This window comes from Mangrovibrevibacter kandeliae (assembly GCF_024519155.1).
Taxonomy (GTDB): Bacteria; Pseudomonadota; Alphaproteobacteria; order Rhizobiales; family Rhizobiaceae; genus Mangrovibrevibacter; species Mangrovibrevibacter kandeliae.
In genome coordinates this window covers 108,482-127,629 of the sequence record NZ_JANIFJ010000005.1, presented here as the reverse complement: position 1 = coordinate 127,629, position 19,148 = coordinate 108,482, and the positions used below count along the sequence as shown (strand labels likewise).

The 19,148-nt window shown below is 68.8% G+C and carries 19 protein-coding genes and 1 tRNA gene; 8 read left to right on the top strand and 12 right to left on the bottom strand.

All coding sequences use genetic code 11. The annotated features are described in order from the left end of the window. Positions 1 to 16: 16 nt before the first annotated feature. The 5 genes from NPA30_RS14195 to NPA30_RS14175 form a co-directional block, all read right to left on the bottom strand. Positions 17 to 388 (bottom strand): response regulator, encoded by a 372-nt coding sequence (locus tag NPA30_RS14195; RefSeq protein ID WP_256803392.1) that lies wholly within the window; start codon positions 386 to 388, stop codon positions 17 to 19. 12 nt (positions 389 to 400) lie between these two features. After that, positions 401 to 2,860: an ATP-binding protein gene (locus NPA30_RS14190; protein WP_256803389.1), complete on the bottom strand. Its 2,460-nt coding sequence runs from the start codon at positions 2,858 to 2,860 to the stop codon at positions 401 to 403. A gap of 190 nt (positions 2,861 to 3,050) precedes the next feature. Beyond that, the gene (locus NPA30_RS14185; protein WP_256803386.1) at positions 3,051 to 4,376 is read right to left on the bottom strand and encodes a GGDEF domain-containing protein; all 1,326 of its coding nucleotides are present in this window, start codon (positions 4,374 to 4,376) and stop codon (positions 3,051 to 3,053) included. A gap of 17 nt (positions 4,377 to 4,393) precedes the next feature. Continuing rightward, positions 4,394 to 4,726: an Hpt domain-containing protein gene (locus tag NPA30_RS14180; protein ID WP_256803385.1), complete on the bottom strand. Its 333-nt coding sequence runs from the start codon at positions 4,724 to 4,726 to the stop codon at positions 4,394 to 4,396. After that, positions 4,723 to 5,961, bottom strand: coding sequence for a response regulator (locus tag NPA30_RS14175; RefSeq protein WP_256803384.1), 1,239 nt, complete (start codon positions 5,959 to 5,961; stop codon positions 4,723 to 4,725). The genes NPA30_RS14180 and NPA30_RS14175 overlap by 4 nt, the downstream gene beginning before the upstream one ends. 283 nt (positions 5,962 to 6,244) lie before the next feature. Between NPA30_RS14175 and fhuF the strand changes: the two genes are divergently transcribed. Then, positions 6,245 to 7,120, top strand: a complete 876-nt coding sequence (gene fhuF / locus NPA30_RS14170; protein WP_256803383.1) for a siderophore-iron reductase FhuF — start codon at positions 6,245 to 6,247, stop codon at positions 7,118 to 7,120. Between the two features lie 247 nt (positions 7,121 to 7,367). Further along, on the top strand, positions 7,368 to 7,664 hold the full coding sequence (locus tag NPA30_RS14165; protein WP_256803381.1) for a hypothetical protein: 297 nt from the start codon (positions 7,368 to 7,370) through the stop codon (positions 7,662 to 7,664). Between the two features lie 181 nt (positions 7,665 to 7,845). On the opposite strand, the gene NPA30_RS14160 is transcribed toward NPA30_RS14165, so the two are convergent. Together NPA30_RS14160 and NPA30_RS14155 are read right to left on the bottom strand one after the other, a co-directional pair. Next, entirely contained in the window at positions 7,846 to 8,286 is a 441-nt protein-coding gene (locus tag NPA30_RS14160) for a response regulator (RefSeq protein ID WP_256803380.1), read from the bottom strand. A gap of 210 nt (positions 8,287 to 8,496) precedes the next feature. Continuing rightward, a tRNA-Thr gene (locus NPA30_RS14155) sits at positions 8,497 to 8,572 on the bottom strand. 234 nt (positions 8,573 to 8,806) lie between these two features. Here NPA30_RS14155 and NPA30_RS14150 point away from each other — a divergent pair. From NPA30_RS14150 to NPA30_RS14140, 3 genes are all read left to right on the top strand, one after another. Further along, positions 8,807 to 9,613, top strand: a complete 807-nt coding sequence (locus tag NPA30_RS14150) for an exonuclease domain-containing protein (protein ID WP_256803379.1) — start codon at positions 8,807 to 8,809, stop codon at positions 9,611 to 9,613. A gap of 31 nt (positions 9,614 to 9,644) precedes the next feature. Beyond that, positions 9,645 to 11,273, top strand: coding sequence for a cisplatin damage response ATP-dependent DNA ligase (locus NPA30_RS14145; RefSeq protein WP_256803378.1), 1,629 nt, complete (start codon positions 9,645 to 9,647; stop codon positions 11,271 to 11,273). A gap of 113 nt (positions 11,274 to 11,386) precedes the next feature. Further along, positions 11,387 to 11,653 (top strand): DUF6460 domain-containing protein, encoded by a 267-nt coding sequence (locus NPA30_RS14140; RefSeq protein WP_256803377.1) that lies wholly within the window; start codon positions 11,387 to 11,389, stop codon positions 11,651 to 11,653. Here the strand turns inward: NPA30_RS14140 and NPA30_RS14135 are convergent. Together NPA30_RS14135 and NPA30_RS14130 are read right to left on the bottom strand one after the other, a co-directional pair. Further along, positions 11,581 to 12,837, bottom strand: a complete 1,257-nt coding sequence (locus tag NPA30_RS14135; RefSeq protein WP_256803376.1) for a YihY/virulence factor BrkB family protein — start codon at positions 12,835 to 12,837, stop codon at positions 11,581 to 11,583. The two genes, NPA30_RS14140 and NPA30_RS14135, sit on opposite strands and share 73 nt — an antisense overlap. A gap of 88 nt (positions 12,838 to 12,925) precedes the next feature. Next, complete coding sequence (locus NPA30_RS14130) at positions 12,926 to 13,828, bottom strand: histone deacetylase family protein (RefSeq protein WP_256803375.1); 903 nt, start codon at positions 13,826 to 13,828, stop codon at positions 12,926 to 12,928. A gap of 77 nt (positions 13,829 to 13,905) precedes the next feature. Between NPA30_RS14130 and NPA30_RS14125 the strand changes: the two genes are divergently transcribed. Further along, positions 13,906 to 15,276, top strand: coding sequence for an MATE family efflux transporter (locus NPA30_RS14125; RefSeq protein ID WP_256803374.1), 1,371 nt, complete (start codon positions 13,906 to 13,908; stop codon positions 15,274 to 15,276). On the opposite strand, the gene NPA30_RS14120 is transcribed toward NPA30_RS14125, so the two are convergent. Both NPA30_RS14120 and NPA30_RS14115 read right to left on the bottom strand, forming a co-directional pair. Next, positions 15,277 to 16,380, bottom strand: a complete 1,104-nt coding sequence (locus NPA30_RS14120; protein ID WP_256803373.1) for a quinone-dependent dihydroorotate dehydrogenase — start codon at positions 16,378 to 16,380, stop codon at positions 15,277 to 15,279. Beyond that, positions 16,377 to 16,724, bottom strand: coding sequence for a DUF952 domain-containing protein (locus NPA30_RS14115; protein WP_256803372.1), 348 nt, complete (start codon positions 16,722 to 16,724; stop codon positions 16,377 to 16,379). The genes NPA30_RS14120 and NPA30_RS14115 overlap by 4 nt, the downstream gene beginning before the upstream one ends. A gap of 120 nt (positions 16,725 to 16,844) precedes the next feature. Between NPA30_RS14115 and NPA30_RS14110 the strand changes: the two genes are divergently transcribed. Then, complete coding sequence (locus NPA30_RS14110) at positions 16,845 to 17,399, top strand: hypothetical protein (protein ID WP_256803371.1); 555 nt, start codon at positions 16,845 to 16,847, stop codon at positions 17,397 to 17,399. A 144-nt stretch (positions 17,400 to 17,543) separates the two neighbouring features. Here NPA30_RS14110 and NPA30_RS14105 read toward each other — a convergent pair whose 3' ends face one another. Next, entirely contained in the window at positions 17,544 to 18,527 is a 984-nt protein-coding gene (locus tag NPA30_RS14105; protein ID WP_306228914.1) for an alpha/beta hydrolase, read from the bottom strand. Positions 18,528 to 18,637: 110 nt separating this feature from the next. Between NPA30_RS14105 and NPA30_RS14100 the strand changes: the two genes are divergently transcribed. Beyond that, a complete protein-coding gene (locus tag NPA30_RS14100) occupies positions 18,638 to 19,069 on the top strand; it encodes a secondary thiamine-phosphate synthase enzyme YjbQ (RefSeq protein ID WP_256803370.1) in 432 nt (143 codons plus the stop codon). Positions 19,070 to 19,148 lie beyond the last annotated feature (79 nt).

The following is a 19,148-nucleotide window of genomic DNA, read 5'->3' as shown; positions in this document are numbered from 1 at the left end:
GGCGTCCCCGCTCGCTTCACCCGCGCGGCAGGTGTGCGCGCACGCTCGCCGCAAGGGTCATGGGGTCGAAGGGCTTCGGGATCACGGCCACGGCGCCGAGCACGCGCAACTCCTCGACCTCGTGCGGCTGGGTGCGGGCGGTGATGAAGACGACCGGGATCGCGGCCGTCTCAGGCTCGGCCTGCAGGCGACGCTTCGTCTCCGGTCCGTCCATTTCCGGCATCATCACGTCGAGCATGATGAGGTCCGGCTGCCAGTCCCGGGCTTCCGCCAATGCCGCCGCTCCCGACGCGACGGAACGGACCTCGAAGTCCGGGTCGAGCTCGAGCGACATCTGGGCGACCTCGCGGATGTCGTGTTCGTCGTCGACGTAGAGAATCTTCGCCATGGGCCGGCCCCGTCAGGCAGTCAGTTGCAGCGGCGCGTCGGTGTCGCCCGCAGGTGGCGGAAGTGCGGCGAGCACCGCTTCGGCGACGTCGATTTCGCGCATCCTCGACTTGGTTATGACGGTTCCGACGCGCGCTGTAACCTCGGGACCGACATCGAAGGCGGAGAACACGATCACGGGCGTCTCCGGAGGAATGTCGTCGAGCAGGTCGAGGCCGCTGCCGTCTGGCAATTGCAGATCGAGCACCACGACGCCGAACGAGGCGGTCGCCAGGCTCGCGCGCGCCTCGGCCAGGCTGCGCGCGAAGGTGACGGCGACCTTGCCGTCCATCGTCTCGGCGAGAACCTTGAGCACCGACTCGTCATCCTCCACGTGAAGGATGCGGGGGCGCTTGCGCTGCGTCTGGCCGAGCGCCTTGCCGATGGCGGCGCCGAAGCGCTCGGCGTCCACCGGCTTCGCCAGCCAGTCGACGATGTCGGTCATGTGTCCGCGCAGGCTCTGCGCGCCATCGGCTTCGCCCTCGATGACGATGATCGGCAGGTCACGGGTCCGCGCGCCAAGCCGGATCTCGTCGAAGAAGCTCGCGCCGGCCGTCTTGATGAGCGCCGTATCGAGCACCATCGCCGAATAGTCGCGCGTCGCCAGGAGCTCGCGGCTGGTGTCGAGATCGGGTGCGGCATCGCTGCAGAGCCCGGCGGTGCGCAGCGCCTCCCCGACGATCGCCGAGATTTCCCGGTCGGCGCCGCAGATCAGCACCCGGGGGCAGTCCGCCCTCGCCTCCGGGGACCGGTCCGCCGGCCGCTCGGCGACGGTGGACCGGCGCATCGGCAGGTCGATGAAGAACACCGTGCCGCCCGCCGGCGGGCAGGCGAAATCGATGACACCGGCCATCCGTTCGACGATCGCACGGCTGATGTTGAGGCCGAGCCCGGTGCCGCCCGACCGGCGGGTGCTGGAGGATTCGGCCTGTTCGAAGCGCCCGAAGATGCGCGAGCGGAACTCCTCCGGGATGCCTGGCCCCTCGTCGGTGACGGAGATGCGGACCATCGTCCCGGCGAGAGCTGCGGCGACGGTGACCGTGGAACCCTCGGGTGCGAACTTCACAGCGTTCGACAGAAGGTTGGACAGGACCTGCTGCAGGCGGTCGGGATCGACCATCACCTTGACGTCGTGGGCGTCGTCGAGAAGCACCAGCTTGACGCCCTTCTCGGGCAGATAGTCCTTGTTGCCGCGGATCGCCTGCTCCAGCAGCGCGCGGAGCGGCTCCGGGCGGATGCTCAGCTCCATCTTGCCCGACCGGATCTTCTCCATGTCGAGGATGTCGTTGACGAGCAGCACCAGCCGCTCGCTGTTGCTGTGCGCGATGGCGGTGAGATTGGCGGCTCGCGGCGGCAACTGGCCGGCGGCTCCGCTGGTCAAGAGGCCGAGCGAGCCCCGGATCGAGGTCAGCGGCGTGCGCAGCTCGTGACTGACCACCGAGATGAATTCGTCCTTCATCTGCTCGGAGCGCTTCTGTGCGGTCACGTCCGTGGCCGTGCCGTCCCACACCAGCTCGCCACCGGCGTCGATGCGCGGTTCGGCGGCAAAGCGCAGCCAGACGATGCCGCTGTCGGAGCGTACGCATTCGACGTCGAGCGACCACGCCTCGAGGGTTTCCGCGGAAGTTGCGAGCTGCTCGGTGATGGACGTCGCCCCCTGATGCGACAGCATCTCGGTGAAGAGGGTGGGAGACGCGAGCACCTCGGCCGGATCGATGCCGAAGATGCGGTTCGTGCCGCGCGACAGGAAGGTGAAGATCGGAGCGCCGGCCGGATCACGAACCATCTGGAACAGGACGGCCGGCGCATTGTTGGCGATCGCCTGCAGCCGTGCCTCGGCGTCGCGATGCGCGGCAAGCGCCATCCGCCGCTCCTGGTCGCGCAGGAGAAGGGTCCCGAGGAGATAGACCGCGATCATGTTGGTCGGCACGAAGAGCGAGGCCGAGAGCGCGAAGGTCTCCATGCTGGCCTTCGTGGTCACCCAGAGCACGAGCGTCGGAACCACGCCGGCCAGAACGGCCTGCAGCGCGACATAGTGCGGGTCGATGTCCCAACCGCGCAGCCGTCGCCACCAGTACCAGAGCGCGGCGCTCGCGACCGCCATGCCCCAGATGCTGTAGGCGCCCGACCAGGCCCCGAGGCCGCCGAAATAGAGCCGGAGGGACGACAGCGCGGCTGCGGTGATCGCCGCACTGAGCGGTCCGCCAAAGGCGGCGGCGAGCGCCACGACCGCACTGCGAGGGTCCGTCCGGATGCCGGGGACGATCTCGACCGGGTTCTGCATGACCATCGCGCCGACGAGGGCGAAGACGATGCCGAGAAGCAGGCCCGACAGCCAGAAGCGCTCGGCGAAGCGAGCCCGGACAAAGGCAAGAAACAGCACGGCCAGGAGAATGATCGACGCACTCTCGGCCATCGTCATGACGAAACTCAAGACCAGCTCCCGCCGTCCGCTCGAAACAACTGAAGCGCGCCTGCGACGCGTTGCGCATCTTGGCGCGTTTGTCTGAAGGTTCTCTGAACTGAAAAGGCGGCAATCGCTGGGGCTTCGGCTCGCCGCGGCTCGGCCGGTGCGGTCCGGAGCGCCGGGGGCGGCGGCGATGCGACCGGCGCGGGGACCGCGGTCACGCCCGGCGCGCGGTCGCCACGCGGTTGCGGCCGCCCCGCTTGGCCTGGTAGAGGGCGACGTCGGCCTCGTTGATGATCGAAACCGTATCGAGGTCCGCGCGATTGCTGGCGACGCCGGCGCTGAAGCTGACGGTGAAGCGTGTATCGCCGGCCAGCATCGGGATTTCGGAAAACTGGCTGCGGATGCGGTCGATCACCACCTCCGCGTGATCGATGCCGGTGTCCAGCAGCAGGATGGCGAACTCCTCGCCTCCGTAGCGCGAGACCACATCGTTCTGACGCAGGCTGCGTCGCAGGGCCCGCGCCAGCGCCTGGATCACGTAGTCGCCGACCTGGTGCCCCCAGGTGTCGTTGATCGCCTTGAAGTGGTCGATGTCGAGGATGCAGACCGTGAGCGGCGCACCGGTGCGCCGCGAGCGTTCCATCTCTTCCGCGAGCCGTGCCTTGAACGAGGCGTGGTTGAGGAGGTCGGTGAGACTGTCGCGCTCCATCAGGCGCCGCAGCGTCACCGCCCGCTCGGCGCGCAGCCGGACCACGGCCGCGAGTTCGTCCGGATCGATCGGCTTGGTGATGAAGTCGTCGCCGCCGACCGCCCTTGCGTTGAACCGCACCTGGCGGTCGCGCTCGGCCGACAGGAAGATGATCGGCATCGCGAGGGCCGCGCGGGACTGGCGAATGAGCTGGGCGACCTCGAGACCGCTCGCGTCCGGCATGTGCATGTCCATCAGGACCAGATCCGGGCGCTGCGTTTCGACGGCGGCCAGCACCTGCGAGGCAGAGGTCACCAGATGGGTGTGCATGCCCGCGGCCTCGAGCGCCGCGGCATAGAATTCGCCGGCGAGATCGTCGTCGTCGACGATCAGGATCGTATAGGAGGGACGCTGCTGGGAAAGCTTGTCGCATTCGCTCAGCCAGGCGCCGAGCTCGTTGGGGCTGAACTCGCCGGAAATCACGCCATGCGCGCCGGCGCGGGCGGCGGCCAGGCGCTGCTCGAAGGTGTTGGGCAGGTCCAGGAGCACGACATAGGCATGCTTGGACTGGCTGCGCGTCAGCTCCAGGTGCGGATCGCACGCGGCCTGGATCAGCGAGGCGACGACCTTGTCGCCTGTGCCCGCGGTCCGACCGTCGATGGGCTGATAGCCGAGCGATGCGACGATGCTGAAGAGCTCTCCCGCTCGATCCTCGGCGGCCGTGACGGCGACCGTGCCGCGCATGCGCGCCTTCAGCCCCAACTCATCGGCCGGGTCGTCGATCCGGTCGGACGGGCCGGCGCCGTTGAGGCGCGCGCTTTCGCCGAGGTGGGGAGGGGAGGAGTCGTTCACGATCTACGTTCCGCGGTTTAGTCCGATGCGGCCTCGGCTGCCGGCGTGATCCGGTGCCGGATAATCCGCGAAAGGCCGTCGATGAGCGTCAAGACCTCTGCGGTAGGGGCGCCCGCCACGACGCCGTCCTCCAGCGCGGCGGCGGCCTCGGTGATGTCGCAAAAGCCGTAGAGCCCGGCCGAGCCGGCGAGCGTATGGGCGATCGATCGGACCTGCGGCGGCAGGCCCGCGGTGCGGCTCGTTTCGGCGAGCCGGTCGAGGAGGTCCGCTTGCTCGAGCGAGCGCTCGCAGAACTTCGCGCGGAGCTTTGCCATGCGATCCTGAAAGGCGGCATCGGTCGCAGCGCTCATGCGGGATCGTCCACGAATTCAATGCCGACGTTGAGGCCGCGCTGCCAGCGGGTGACCGCATGGCGCACGACGCCCGTGCCCAGGATCTGCATGCGGAACTTCTCGGGCGCCGCGACCCAGGTGTCCAGCCGCAGGCGTGCGCCGGCGCTGGAGATGTCGCCAACCCGGCAGAGGATCGCCATCTTGCCCTCGCCGAAGATCAGTTCGGCCTGCTTGATCACGCGCTGCCGGCGCTCGCGGCGCTGCTCGGAATGCTCGCTGACCGCCGGGCCGACACTCTCCGGAGCGACGTCGGCGACCGCCGGCTCGGGCATGCGCGACGTCTCCCGCAGCAAGTGCGCTTCGGCCGGCACGCTGGACGGGGCCGGCAGGATCGGTCGGGGAAAGGTGCGCGCCAGCAGCGTTTCGACGCTGTCGCCATGCAGAGGGTAGGTGGAGACCGTCAGCTCCGGCACCAGCTCGACGTAGATCTCGTCGAACTGGAGGCGGAAGCGCAACTGCGCCGTCAGGTGATCGCAGGTCGCCTGAAGCTTCTCCTGGGTGATCTTGGTGTCGATGAGGACCAGCCACCGGTCTCCGCCGATCGAGCCGGCAATCTCCGACCCCCTCGAGGCGAGCTTCAGGCGCTTGGCGAAGTCGGTGCACACCCGCTCGGTGTTCAGGAAGCCGAGGCCGGCCCGGATCTCCGGCAGCCGCTGGATGGCGATCCCGATGATGGTGAAGTTGTTGATCCAGGGGTCGCCGACCAGCTGACGCAGACGCTCCTGCATGAAGACGGGGTTGTAGAGACCGGTCAGGGCATCGGTGCGCCCGTCGTGCGTGCCGGCTGCAGCTCCCGGAGCGGGCGGGGCATTCTGCGCCACCGCGCGCCGGATGGCATCGATCAGCTCGCCGATGTTGAAGTTTCGCTTCGACACGTAGTCGACGAAGCCGCCGCGGAACGCCTTCACCGCGGTCCGCTCGCTGCCGCCCCCGGTGATCATGATCAGCGGCGGGAGAGCGGGCAGCTGCGCACGCAGGGTGTCGCGGATGTTGAGGCCGTTGTCGGCGCCGAGATCATAGTCGATCACGAGACAGTCGACCGGCTGACGTTCAAGCTCCGCCACGAGATTTCGCGCGCTGGCGAAACGCATCACGGTCAGGTCCGTCTGCAGGTTCAGGAGGTTCGACACGTGTTCGAGGAACAGCGGGTCGTCGTCCACCAGTCCGACTTTGATCGTCTCTCGCCGTGTCATCTCCAAACAGGCCTCGATAGTCACGTTACGGCGCAATGCTCGAGGTATGGTCCACAACCGGCCTTAAGATCCGGTGTAAATATAGGTCCATACGAGAGAATCCGGCGTGGATGCCGGACGGGTGAGCGCGTCGCAGCCGCCGGCGCCACGTCTCGCGCCCCCGCGACGGTCCCGCAGGAGAAACTTGACAAGACCAGTCATCTTTTGTCAGGGATGGCGCATCAAATCCGCCGAGGCGCTCGTTATGAACGGCGCTCTGCTCCTTCGCCGGGATCGCTCTCCCATGCCGCCGATCGCCGCAGACGATCCCTCCGATCCGGCGGACAAGCGCCGTCGGACCCTTCGCCGGCCGGCCGGCTCGCACGGGTCCTTTGGGGTCCCGGATGAGCCGCCGGGCATCGCGCGCCCCATCCCGGTGCACGACCTGGTGGGATTGGCCGGAACGATCTTTGCCGGCGAGCGACAGCACCTGGCGGATTGGTTTCAGGTCGGCGTCCCGCCGCCGGGGTCGATCCCCTGCGTGTCGCTTGGCGAGGAGGCCGTGTTGCTGCCGCTGCTCGAGGTCTATCGCGGGCAGACCCACCCAGCGGACGATGGACGCGCGGCGACATCGCTCTGGTCGCAATGGTATTTCGGACTGCTGCTCTCCCCGTTGCTTCTGCTCTCGGCCGCGGCCGGTTGCCAGGGCCTCGGCGCCGCCGCGGACATCGCGATGGTGCCCCATGCGACGGGGCGGCCGGAGTGCTTCGTCCTGACAAGGACGCAGAGCCTGCCGGCGGCCGTCGAACCGGCCGCCTGGCCGCGTCATGCCGCCTTGATCGACGGCCATCTCGCGCCCATCATCGACGCGCTGGCCCGCGCCGCCGACTTGGCGCCGCGGTTGCTCTGGTCGAATGCGGCCGTCGCCATCGAGTTCGTCGGCAGCATGCTGACAGGGGCGGGCGCAGCCCGGATCGCCGATCTCTGCCAGGCGCCATGCCGCCCCGACGGTGTGCGCAATCCCCTGCACCGCCCATTCGGGGCGCGGCAGGAGGCGGCAGGCGAACGCCTGCGGCGGATCTGCTGTCTGCGCTATCGGCTGGAGGGGGTCGAGCGCTGCGACACTTGTCCGGTCGCCGATCGCCGGAGTGCCAGGCCTGCTGCGCCCGCCAAGGCTTGATCGTCGCGGCTTATAGTGTGGTCTTAATGTATCGACGGCTGATGCAAAGCCACCCTCTAAGTATATGTACGAGTTTCCTCATCCTGATTCTCGTGCCTTACTGTGAAGGTCGCAGTCGCTGCTGCACCGCGGAACAGCTCGATCAGAAAGGGGCGCGTGCTCTGCAGCGGAAGAGACGTCTGGAGACGCGCGTTCCGAGCCGCTCCGTCAAGCGGATGAACCGGGACGCTACAACGGGGAAGATGCAATGGGCAGCTACAACAGGCCGAAGAAGAAATCGACGTTGAAGGCCGAGGAGATCCTCGGGCTGCTGCTGCGGTCCTACGAGGATCGTGTCGCGGAAATCGTTCGGGCGCTGTCGCCGGATCAGCTGCGCGATCTGGCCGCGCTCTGCCAGGCCCGCAGCTACGCGCTGCCGCTGACGCAGCAGATCCTGGCCCATTGCGGGCCGGAACCGGAGGTGGCCATCCCGACGGCCGGCCTCGATTTCCATATGACGCAGCCGTCGGTGGACTATCTCGGCGAGGACCTCCTCCTGCAGTAGATCCCGGCCACATCGGGAACTCGACGCCGCGTGGCTCTGCCGCGTGGCGTCTTTCTGCTGTCCTCTGTCGTCGATTGAAGTGTCGGATGCCCGTTCAGCCGCCAGAGGGGACGGAAGCCGTGTCGCCGTTGCCTGCTTCCAGGCCGATGCCGTGGATCCTGGGCAGCCCCGTAGCCGCGGCCTAGGAGGCGAGACCGTGGAGCGATGCGGGGGAGGGAGCCGCCGGACCCGCCGCGCGCGCGCCGCGCGCACCACATGTATCCCGGTCGCGCAGGCTGCGCTCGAGACGGGCCAGAATGCGATCGGCGCGGTAGGGCTTGCGGATGCAATCGGCATCCGGGCGCAGCGCCGTGACCTCTTCGACGTTGCCGGTGACATAGACGACGGCGGCCGACAGGGTGCGTTGAATGCGCTCGACCGCGTCCACCCCGTTGCCCTGCCGAAGCCAGAAGTCCACCGTGAGGGCGTCGGGGGCGACCTGTTGCGCCACGTCCACCGCCTCGTCTTCGGTCGCGGCCACGCCGCAGACCTCGTAACCGGCCCCCTCCAGTATATCCTGCAGGTCCATGGCGATCAGGTACTCGTCTTCCACGATCAGGACTTTGGGCTTGGTCGAGAGCATCGCCGCTCTCCTTTTCATGTTGATGTGAAGCGCCTTCAACAGGCATCTTCAGCATCTTCACGATGAATTAAGCTAAAGGATTTGCAAATACGTGACGTTACTGAGGATAGTCACGGAGCGCCATCGTCAGGCACGGTGCCGAACGCTCGTCCCACTCCCCCGCCGAGCGAGTGCTGCGGCACAGGTCCGACCCGCGAGGCCAGAGGGAAGTGGTGCCGCTTGCGTGACTCGAACACGCGACCCCATCATTACGAATGATGTGCTCTACCGACTGAGCTAAAGCGGCTGATCCGGCCCGGCGCTCTGCACCGACGGACGCCGCGTGAAATAGCCGTTAACGCCCGTCGGTTCAAGCGGCAATTCCCGCGAGGCTGGAGCGAAGCTCGGCGCGCGGGGGTGCGGCGTCCAGAGGGAGACTGTCGACGCTTTTGCCGTCGAAGGCTCTGCGACGTGCTGCCGCCAAGACAAGTGGCACGAAGCGCTTGCGCGCGATGGCCCGAATCGCGATCTATGCAAGAGCATGGACCTTTTCGCCGCCGTCCCGACCACGCTGTCGCTGTTTGCCGCTCCGCTCTCGCCCATCGTGCGGGTGATCGACACGGAGACGGCCGGGCAGCCGCTCGCCGAAGACGCGGTGATCGAAATCGGCTCGGTCGATCTCGATCTTTCGACGGGTGTGATCTTCAACCCGATGCAGACGCTCTGCCATCCGGCTGGCGTGCCGATCAACCCGCATGCCCGGCGGGTGCACAAGATCTCCGACAAGATGCTGGCCGATGCGCCGCCGTTCGCCGAGGTGATCGGCCGGTTCGCCGGCGCCCCGGCCTTCGCCGCGCAACGCGCCGACTTCGACCGCTCCCGCCTGCGGCTGACCGGGCGCTGGCTCTGCACGCACAAGCTGGCGCTGCGCGCCTTTCCCGACACGCGTGCCCACGGGCTCCAGTCGCTGGTGCGCCATCTGCCGCTCGATCTGTCGGGCATCGATCACATCCTCGCCGACCTGCATCCCCACCGGGCCCTCTTCGATGCGGCCTGCACGGCGGTGCTGCTGCGGTCCATCGCCGAGCAGCTGATGCCGCGCTGCGCCGATCTCGGCGACTTCTTCGAACGGGCCGAGCGGGTGTCGAACCAGCCGGCGCTTCTGACCAAGCTGCGCTTCGGCAAGCACAAGAACCTGCCGATCGCCGAGGTGCCGGACGATTATCTCGACTGGCTGACGCGCGAGCCCGGCATGGACGCCGACGCGGTGTTCACCGCTCGCCACCACATCGCGCTCCGTCGCCGCGCCGCCCTGGCGCGCCCTGATCCGGTGGCCCTGGCGCTCTAGATACCGGGTGTCTCGCGTTCCCGCCGGTGCCATGCAGCGTTTCGCCCAGCTTCTCGACCGCCTCGTCCTGACACCGTCCCGCAATGGCAAGCTGCGGCTGATGGCCGATTTCTTCGCCGCCGTGCCCGATCCCGAACGGGGCTATGCGCTGGCCGCGATCACCGGCGAACTCGACATCCGCTCGGTCAAGCCCGCGATGCTGCGCGCGTTGATGGCCGAGCGCATGGACGAGGTGCTGTTCGGCTATTCCTACGACTATGTCGGCGACCTCGCCGAGACCATCGCCCTGGTCTGGCCCGCCCCGCACGACGGCGAGCGGCAGGGGCGCAACGACGTGCCGACGCTGGCCGAGATCGTGACCACTCTCGATCGCGCTTCGCGACAGGAGGGGCCGCGGCTCATCGAGGGCTGGCTCGACCGGCTCGACTCGGCCGGGCGCTATGCGCTCCTGAAGCTCGTCACCGGCGCCATGCGGATTGGCGTCTCCTCGCGCCTCGCCAAGCAGGCGCTCGCCGACTTCGGCGGCAAGGAGATCACCGCGATCGAGGAGCTCTGGCACGGCCTGTCGGCGCCCTACGAGGATCTGTTCGCCTGGCTGGAGGACCGTGCGCCGAAGCCGGAATCGGCCGCCGCCGCGCCGTTCCGGCCGGTGATGCTGTCGCAGCCGCTGGAGGAGCCGGACTATGGCCGGATCACGCCGGACGACTACGCGGCCGAGTGGAAGTGGGACGGCATCCGCGTGCAGGCGACCTGCGAGCGCGGCGTGCGCCGGCTCTACTCCCGCACCGGCGACGACATCTCCGGCTCCTTTCGCGACCTCCTGGAGCACATGGACTTCGACGGCTCGCTCGACGGCGAACTTCTCGTCGCCCGCCCGTCGAAGGCGGTCGGCGCGCCGATCGTCACCGGCACCTTCTCCGATCTGCAGCAGCGGCTGAACCGCAAGAGCGTCAGCGCCACGGTGATGAAGAAGTATCCGGTGTTCCTCAGGGTCTACGATCTGCTCCAGGACGGACGGGACGACCTAAGGGCTCTGAGCTATCGGGAGCGGCGCGAGCGGCTGCGGGGCTTGCTCGGTGCGCTGGAGCCGACCCGCTTCGATTTCTCCGACAATGTCGCCTTCGCCGATTTCGATCAGTTGGCGGCGCGGCGGCGCGAGCCGCCCCACCCGGTGATCGAGGGCGTGATGCTGAAGCGGTGGGATTCGCCCTACGTGCCCGGCCGGCCGAAGGGGCCATGGTTCAAGTGGAAGCAGGACCCCCATCTCATCGATGCGGTGCTGATGTATGCCCAGCGCGGCCACGGCAAGCGCTCGAGCTTCTACTCCGACTACACCTTCGGCGTCTGGACGGGACCGGACGACCAGCCCGAGCTGGTGCCGGTCGGCAAGGCGTATTTCGGCTTCACCGACGAGGAGCTGAAACAGCTCGACAAGTACATCCGCGACAACACGATCGAGCGCTACGGCCCGGTGCGTTCCGTGCGGGCGGACCCCGACCACGGACTGGTTCTCGAGGTCGCCTTCGAGGGGCTGGCGCGCTCGACCCGGCACAAGTCCGGTGTCGCCATGCGATTTCCACGCGTCTCGCGGCTGCGCTGGGACAAGCCGGCCTTCGAGGCGGACCGGCTGGAGACGCTGCAGGCGATGCTGCCGGATTGACGTGCGGCAGGCACGGGGCGGTGGTGTCCACGGGCGGTCCAGCACGAAGCGTGCTTGCGAGTGATGGCCGCACCGCTTACCTCACGGCGGGACTTCTCTTGGGGGAACGCTTCGTGTCCGGACGTCTGACGCAGTTTCTCGGCGGCTCGCCGCTGTCGGTGCTGATCCGCCTGGTGATCATCTCGCTTCTGGTCGGGCTCATCCTCAGCTGGCTGCACCTCACGCCGGCGGCCATCGTCGACTGGATCGTCGACTTCTTCCGCTGGCTGAGCCGCGTGGTCTTCGGCTCGCTCGACAACGTCCTCAGCTATTTCCTCCTCGGCGCCGTGATCGTGGTGCCGATCTTCCTCCTGTCGCGCCTGCTCAAGCTCGGGCGCTGAGACGCCTTGGCCCTGCCACGCCTGCCGCGGCCCTCGTGCGCCGGCTTGCCGCCGCGCAGCAGGGAGACGATCAGCGCCGCGGGCAGGGCCACCGCCAGCGTTGCGACGGCAACCGTCGCGTCCCGCTCCAGCCGCTCCACCTCGGCGCGCTGGCGCGCCGCCTTCGCGCCCTTGCCACCCGGTCCGAGGCCGCTCGCAGCGTCCCCCGAGCTCGCCTGCCCGACACTGTCGGCCATCGTCGCGCCGCGACTTCCCATCGGCTGCGGCGCACCGGTCGTCGTGTCCTCGGCGGTCTGGTGCTCGAGTTCGGAGTTCAGTTCGCCGCCGACGATGACGATGGTGTTCGACAGCCACATCCAGGTCATGAAGCCGATGAGGGCGCCGAGCGAGCCGTAGGTCGCGTTGTAGGAGCCGAAATTGGCGCTGTACCAGGAGAACAGCACCGACACGACGAGGGTCAGGAGGAGCGACAGGATCGTGCCCGGCGTGATCCAGCGCCACTTGGCGTTCTGCCGGTTCGGGCCCCATCGGTACAGCGCGGCGATGCCGAGCGACAGCATCAGGAACAAGACGGCAAAGCTCGCGATCTGCACCAGCCATTGCGCGGAGTTGCCGAAGCCGAGGAAGTCCAGCACCGGCGGCAGCACCACGACGAGAACGACCATCGCGAGGATCATCGCGATGAGGCCGAGGGTGAAGACGAAGGAGGTCAGCGTCAGCTTCACGAAGGAGCGCGTCTCCTTCTGGTCGTAAGCGACGTTCATCGCCTCGAACAGCGACTTCATGCCCGAGTTCGCGCTCCACAGCGCGATCAGGATCGAGACGACGAAGGCGAAGCTGAGGGCGGAATCGTTCTGCTGCGTCAGGCGGTTCAGCTGGTCGTTGAGAATGTCGAGGGCGCCGCCGGGAACGATGCCCTGCAGCATGGACACCTGCTCGGCGATCGTGTGCGGATCGGCGACGAGCCCGTACATGGAAATGGTCGCCGTCAGGCCTGGAACGAAGGCGAGGAGGATGTAGTAGGTGACGCCGGCCGCCACCAGCATCACCCGATCGTCCGAGATCTCGCCCCACAGCCGCCAGAAAATGTCCTTCCATCCCTGCCGGGGGATGTCGCTCGGGCGCTGGGCCTGGCGCCCGCGCCCCTGCTGGTGGCTGCGGGCGATGTCGATGGCGTCGGTCATGGCGGTCCGATCGGCTGCAAGGGGACGGGGCGGAAATGCCGTGGCGGCGCTTCGGTTGCAGCCGTATCCGCTCGCTGAGCCGGAGACGTCAGACGAACTCGCTGGCGACGCGGTGCAGGATCGTGTGTCGGCGGGCCAGCGTCTCGATATCGCGGGAGTAGCCGCCGCCGATGACTGCGGCGACGGGGATCTGCCGGTCGCGGAAGAAGCCGATGACGCGCCGGTCCCGCTCGGCCAGTCCCTCGTCGCTGAGCGACAGCCGGCCGAGCCGATCATCGGCATGCGGATCGACGCCAGCGTTGTAGAAGACGAGATCCGGTCGTGCGGCCCCCAGCGCATGGCGCAGGAGGTCCGGCAGCAGCGCGAGATAGGCGGCGTCCGCGGTGGCGTCGGCCAGCGGCACGTCGAGATCCGAGCGCTGCTTCACCGGCGGATAGTTCTTCGCGCCGTGGATCGACAGGGTGAAGACGTCCGGTTCGTCGGCGAAGATCGCCGCAGTGCCGTCGCCCTGGTGGACGTCGCAGTCGAAGACGAGGACGCGGCGGATGTCGCCATCGGCGAGCAGGACCTCGGCGGCGACCGCCACGTCGTTGAACACCGAAAAGCCGGCGCCGCCGTCGCGCCCCGCATGATGGCTGCCGCCGGCGGTGTTGCAGGCCAAACCCTCGGCGAGCGCGAGCCGTGCGGTCAGCACCGTGCCGCCGGTGGCGCAGCGCGAGCGCATGGTCACCCGCTCGTCGACCGAAAAGCCGATCGCCTTCTCCATCTCGTGCGGCACCGCCTGATGCAGAACCTGGTCGACATAGCGCGACGAATGGGCGAGCCGCAGCCAGCTCGGCAGGGCCGGAGCGGGGACGTGCCAGCCGTCCCGCCCGACGATCCCGTCCTCGACGAGGATCTCGGCGAGGCGCGAAAACTTCGACATCGGAAAGCGGTGCTTCTCGTCGAAGCGAGCATCGAAGGCGGGGTGGTGGACGATCGGCAGGGGCATCTCGCGCCAGAGATAGGCGCGGCGAGCGGACTCGGCTATGCCGGGTGCCGCCCGATGATCCGCCGGAGCCCTGCCAGATGACCCCGACCATCGGTCCGCCGCCCGGCGGGGCGCTGCCCCGGATATCGCGCCCGTTCGAGGTCACCCATCGCGAGGTCTGGCGCATCACGCTGCCGATGACCTTCGCCTTCGTCACGACGCCGCTCCTCGGCGTCACCGATGCCGGCGTCATCGGCCAGCTCGGCGACCCGGTGGCGCTCGGTGGCCTCGCCGTCGGCTCGGTGATCTTCGACGTCGCCTTCTCGAGCTTCAACTTCCTGCGCTCGGGCACCACGGGGCTGACGGCTCAGGCGGCCGGCGAGGAGAACGGCCGCGAGGTGCAGGCGGTGTTCTGGCGGGCGCTGATGATCGCGCTGACCGTCGGTATCGCCATGATCCTCGCCGAGCCGGTCATCACCGCGCTCGGGCTTCTCGCCGTCGCTCCGGGTCCGGCGGTCGCTGTCGCGACGGGCACCTACGTCTTCGTGCGGATGTTCTCGGCGCCCTTCGCGCTGGTGAACTACGCCGTCCTCGGACACGTGCTCGGGCGCGGGCAGGGCGGTCTCGGCCTGGCGCTGCAGCTCCTCATCAACGGCGTCAACATCGCCCTGTCGATCACCTTCGGCCTGGTGCTCGGCTGGGGGATCGCGGGCGTCGCACTCGGCACGGTGGCCGGCGAGACGGTCGGCGCGCTCGTCGGAGCGGCCGTCGTGATCCGGCGCTTCGACCCGGCGGACCGGCCCTCGCGCGTCCGCATCCTCGACCGCGCCGGCTTCCTGCGGATGCTCGGCGTCAACCGCGACATCATGATCCGGTCCTTCTCGCTGCTCGCGGCCTTCACGCTATTCACCCGCTTCGGAGCCGGCTTCGGCGCCGTTGTGCTCGCGGCGAACGGCATCCTGATGAACCTCTTCCTCGTCGGCGGCTACTTCCTCGACGGGGTCGCGACCGCGGCCGAGCAGCTGGTCGGCCGCTCGGTCGGCGCGCACTGGCTGCCGGCCTTCGACCGGGCAGTGAAGCTCGCGATCCTGTGGAGCGCGGTGCTGGCGGCTGCGATTTCCCTCGTGTTCCTCCTGGCCGGCGACGCGCTGATCGCCCTCCTCACGGTGGACCCGGGCGTGCGGGACACGGCGGAGGCGTTTCTGCCCTGGGCGGCGCTGACCCCGCTCGCCGGGATGCTCGCCTTCGTCATGGACGGCGTCTATATCGGCGCCACCTGGTCGCGCACGATGCGCGACATGATGCTCGTCTCGCTGGCGCTCTTCGTCCTCGCCGCCTTCACGCTGACACCGCTCTTCGGCAATCACGGGCTGTGGCTGGCGATGGAGCTGTTCCTGTCGATGCGCGGCGTCTCGCTCCTGTTGTCGCTGCCGCGCCGGCGCAGGGCCGCCTTCGCGCCCGCCGGCTGATCAGTCCGTCGGCGGGCCTGCCTCCAGGATCTCGTCCACCCGCCGACCCTTGAGGTCGAGGACGTGGCGCGCGCCGACCCGGTCGAGATGGCCCACGAGGCCGTTCAGGATGCGCAGCGGCAGGTCCGGCCCCTCGTAGACGAGCCCGGTGTAGAGCTGCACCAGGTCGGCGCCGGCCTCGAACTTGGCGATCGCGGCTTCGGGACCGTCGACCCCGCCGACGCCGATCACCGGAAAGTCGCGTCCGACTGCCCTGCGGAAGGCGGCGAGCGCCCAGGTCGAGCGGGCGAAGAGGGGCCGGCCGGACAGGCCGCCGGTCTCCTCCGCGAGGGGGTGGCCCTTCATCGTGCGCGGGCGCGAGAGCGTCGTGTTGGAGACGATGAGCCCATCGGCCTTGTGGCGCTTGCACACCGCGGCGATCTCCTGGATCTGCAGGAGGTCGAGGTCGGGGGCGACCTTGACGAAGAGCGGCTTGCGCTTCGTCGCCGCGATGGCGGCAAGCCCGTTGCGCGCGGCAACGAGGGCCGCGAGCAGCTTGTCCAGCGCATCGCCCGCCTGCAGGTCGCGCAGCCCCGGCGTGTTGGGCGAGGAGATGTTGACCGTCAGGTAGCTCGCCACCGGCTCGAACAGGCTGATGCCGCTGACATAGTCGGCGATCCGGTCGCTCGTCTCCTTGTTGGCGCCGACATTGACGCCGACGATGCCCGGCTTGCGGACCCGCGCCTGCATCCGCTCGAACGCGTCCGCTTCGCCGCCATTGTTGAAGCCGAGGCGGTTGATGAGGGCGCGTTCGCTCTCGAGGCGGAAGACCCGCGGCTGCGGATTGCCGTCCTGCGGCTTCGGCGTGATCGTGCCGACCTCGGCAAAGCCGAAGCCGAGGCGCAGCGCCGCGTCGGGCACCTCGGCGTCCTTGTCGTAGCCGGCGGCGAGCCCGATCGGGTTCGGGAAATTGATGCCGGCGAGCGACACGCGCAGCCGCGCGTCGATCGGCAGGTTCCGGCGCGGCACGAGGCCGTGCTTCAGCGCCTCGATCGACAGGCGGTGGGCGCGTTCGGGTTCGAGCTTGAAGAGGAGCGGCCGCGCCAGCGCGTAGGCGCGCTTCATCGCACCGTGTCCGGGAAGCGGTGGAGGCCGTCCGGCCCGAGCGGCAAGGGCTCGACGCGCGCGACGTCGACGAGCGGCAGCGGGGCATAGAGATGCGGGAACAGCGCCCCGCCGCGCGAGACCTCCCACTTCAGCGCATCCCCGAGCCTGGCCGGCTCGACCGCGACCAGCAGCAGGTCGTCGATACCGGCAAAGTGCTTCGCCGCCGTCTCGCGCGCCTGGCTCGCGGTCGAGAAATGGATGTAGCCGTCGGCATGGTCGACCGGCGCGCCATCGAAGTGGCCGGCACGTTCCGCTGCCTGCCAGAGGTCGCGCGGGACGATCTTGTAGATGAACTCGCTCATGCTCTGGAGTTGCCAGAGGGGGGCACGGCGGTCAATCGGCCGCGACCTGCCTTGCTGCGTTCACAGTGAGCGCTTAACCCTCACGGGCCCGGACTTCAGTAAGAGAGAGGTGTCACCGCCATGCGATCCGCAACGCTGCTCCCGGCCCTGCTTTTCCTGGCCGTCCCGGCGGGAGCACAGGAAAACCTCTTCGCCGACCGGCCGGTGCCGCCGGCGCGCTACCAGATGCAGCCGGTGGAGGGCGGCATCGCGCGGCTCGACACCGAGACAGGTGCGATCACGCTCTGCCGGCCGCAGGCGGGGATCATGGTCTGCGCGCGCGGGGAGGACGGAGCCAGTGCAGCGGTGCCGCCCGGCGACGTGACGGCAGATCCGAGTGCTCCGGAGGCCGAGGACACGGCCTCGCCGCCGCAGGGCGATCGAGCTCGGCCCGGCAACCCTGCCGGGTCAGGACCCTCGCTGCCCGGGCTGGAGCGGCGGCTGACGCAGCTGGAAGCGCGCGTCGCCGGCCTCGAGAAGCGGCTGCAGGCGACGGGAGCCTCGACGAGCGACGAGGAGGACTTCCAGAAGTCCCTGGGTCAGGCGCGGCAGGTGTTCCAGATGTTCCGCGACATCGTCCGCGAGATGGACGAGGACCGGCGCGACCCGGCCGAGCCGACGCCGAACCGCACCTGACGCGCGCCCGCGCCGGCACTTCGGCTTCGACCGGAGGAAGGGAAGGCGCGGAGCGTGCGCACCGGCGACTGCGTCTCGCTCGTTCCCGGGCCGGGACCCGCGGCTTGCCGCGGTTCCGAGCCTTGGCCCCGAAGCTCCCAACGTTCATCCCGCACGGTGCATGAAGCTGCGCAGGCACCCTTCCATTTCGCCGAGGGAGGTGTCGCCGACGTCGCCTGGCCACATCTGGAAGACGTGCGCGCCGCCATTGTAGAGCGACAGGTTGGTGCCGTTGCCGGCCGCGAACCACCGGGCCGACATGAACAGCGTGTCGTCGAGGAGGAGGTCGCGGGTGCCGCAGGTGAAGAGCGCCGGCGGCAGTCCCGTCAGATCGGCGTAGAGCGGCGACACCTCGGGATTGGTCCGGTCGAAACTCTCCGGCAGGAAGCGGCGGACGAACTGCAGCACGTCGTTGCTGTTCAGCACCAGCCGCTCGGGCCCGAAATTGCGCACGCTCGGCGTCAGGGAGAGGTCGAAGCAGCCGGCGACGAGGTTCGCAGCGCTGAAGGGCGTCAGCCCATGATCGTCCCGCAACCGCAGCAGCGTCAGCACCGCCAGATGCGCCCCCGCCGACTCGCCTCCAATCGCAAGAAAGCCGCGCGAGACGCCTGCGATCCCGCCCGTCGCGAGAGCAAGGGCGGCGTCCTCGCAGTCGTTCGGCCCGAGGGGAAACGGGTGCTCCGGCGCCAGCCGGTAGTCGACCGAGACGACGTCGAGGCCGGTGTTGTCGGCAAGCCGGCGCAGCCGGGGGTCGTTCTCGTCGGCCGAACCATACATCCAGCCGCCGCCGTGAAGGTGCAGGTAGGTTCCGGCCGAACGGCCCTTGGCGGGGTGGAACAGGCGCAGCGGGATCGGGTGGCCGTCGCGCGCCCCGATCGTGCGGGTGGTGGCGGCCGGATCGAGAGCGAGCGCGGGCATGATGCCCCGGCCCGAACGCCGCGCCTGGCGAACGAGATCGACCGGCAGCGTCCACGGATCGGGCAGCGCGGCCTGGGTCCGGGCGATCCAGTCGTTCATCTCGCGCAGGCTTGGATCGACAGTGTCCGGATCGAAGGCCGACGGACTCAACGTGAGGCGCGCACTGCTCATGCCGGCATCCTTCTCCGTCTCGGATCAAAGGCGTTATAACCCGAACTCGCTTGGAAGTCGCCGGGCGGGCGACGCCCGGCCAGGACCTCGGGCAGCGGGAGGACGACAGGATGCGGCAGGCGATCGAAACCCTCACCGTCCAGACGCGCGGGCGCTCCATGCAGGACGTCTCGGCCAAGATGAATGCAAGGCTGCGGGACCTGCGGGTGCGCGACGGCCTGCTCACCGTCTTCATCCGGCACACCTCGGCCTCGCTGGTCATCCAGGAGAACGCCGACCCGGACGTGCGGGACGATCTTCTCGACGCGCTGGACCAGCTGGCGCCACAGGACGCACCGTATCGGCATGATGTGGAGGGGCCGGACGACATGCCGGCGCACGTCAAGGCCGCGATCACCGCGACCAGCATCGCGATTCCGGTGCAGGCGGGCCGCATGATGCTCGGCACCTGGCAGGGGCTCTACGTCGTCGAGCACCGGGCCCGGCCGCACGAGCGGCAGCTGGTGCTGCACTTTGCCGGGAGCTTCGAGGGCGAAGGCTGATCCGCCGCCGGCGCGGCGAGACCGGTCGTCACCGCCGGCCTTGAACGAAAGCGGCGCCCGAAAGGGCGCCGCCGATGGA

What these genes read in the sequence shown, in the direction of transcription:
- NPA30_RS14195 (WP_256803392.1), bottom strand. Translation starts at nt 388, where the DNA reads ATGGCGAAGATTCTCTACGTCGACGACGAACACGACATCCGCGAGGTC.
- NPA30_RS14180 (WP_256803385.1), bottom strand. Translation starts at nt 4,726, where the DNA reads ATGAGCGCTGCGACCGATGCCGCCTTTCAGGATCGCATGGCAAAGCTC.
- NPA30_RS14175 (WP_256803384.1), bottom strand. Translation starts at nt 5,961, where the DNA reads ATGACACGGCGAGAGACGATCAAAGTCGGACTGGTGGACGACGACCCG.
- fhuF (WP_256803383.1), top strand. Translation starts at nt 6,245, where the DNA reads ATGCCGCCGATCGCCGCAGACGATCCCTCCGATCCGGCGGACAAGCGC.
- NPA30_RS14165 (WP_256803381.1), top strand. Translation starts at nt 7,368, where the DNA reads ATGGGCAGCTACAACAGGCCGAAGAAGAAATCGACGTTGAAGGCCGAG.
- NPA30_RS14160 (WP_256803380.1), bottom strand. Translation starts at nt 8,286, where the DNA reads ATGCTCTCGACCAAGCCCAAAGTCCTGATCGTGGAAGACGAGTACCTG.
- NPA30_RS14150 (WP_256803379.1), top strand. Translation starts at nt 8,807, where the DNA reads ATGGACCTTTTCGCCGCCGTCCCGACCACGCTGTCGCTGTTTGCCGCT.
- NPA30_RS14145 (WP_256803378.1), top strand. Translation starts at nt 9,645, where the DNA reads ATGCAGCGTTTCGCCCAGCTTCTCGACCGCCTCGTCCTGACACCGTCC.
- NPA30_RS14135 (WP_256803376.1), bottom strand. Translation starts at nt 12,837, where the DNA reads ATGACCGACGCCATCGACATCGCCCGCAGCCACCAGCAGGGGCGCGGG.
- NPA30_RS14130 (WP_256803375.1), bottom strand. Translation starts at nt 13,828, where the DNA reads ATGCCCCTGCCGATCGTCCACCACCCCGCCTTCGATGCTCGCTTCGAC.
- NPA30_RS14125 (WP_256803374.1), top strand. Translation starts at nt 13,906, where the DNA reads ATGACCCCGACCATCGGTCCGCCGCCCGGCGGGGCGCTGCCCCGGATA.
- NPA30_RS14120 (WP_256803373.1), bottom strand. Translation starts at nt 16,380, where the DNA reads ATGAAGCGCGCCTACGCGCTGGCGCGGCCGCTCCTCTTCAAGCTCGAA.
- NPA30_RS14115 (WP_256803372.1), bottom strand. Translation starts at nt 16,724, where the DNA reads ATGAGCGAGTTCATCTACAAGATCGTCCCGCGCGACCTCTGGCAGGCA.
- NPA30_RS14110 (WP_256803371.1), top strand. Translation starts at nt 16,845, where the DNA reads ATGCGATCCGCAACGCTGCTCCCGGCCCTGCTTTTCCTGGCCGTCCCG.
- NPA30_RS14105 (WP_306228914.1), bottom strand. Translation starts at nt 18,527, where the DNA reads ATGAGCAGTGCGCGCCTCACGTTGAGTCCGTCGGCCTTCGATCCGGAC.
- NPA30_RS14100 (WP_256803370.1), top strand. Translation starts at nt 18,638, where the DNA reads ATGCGGCAGGCGATCGAAACCCTCACCGTCCAGACGCGCGGGCGCTCC.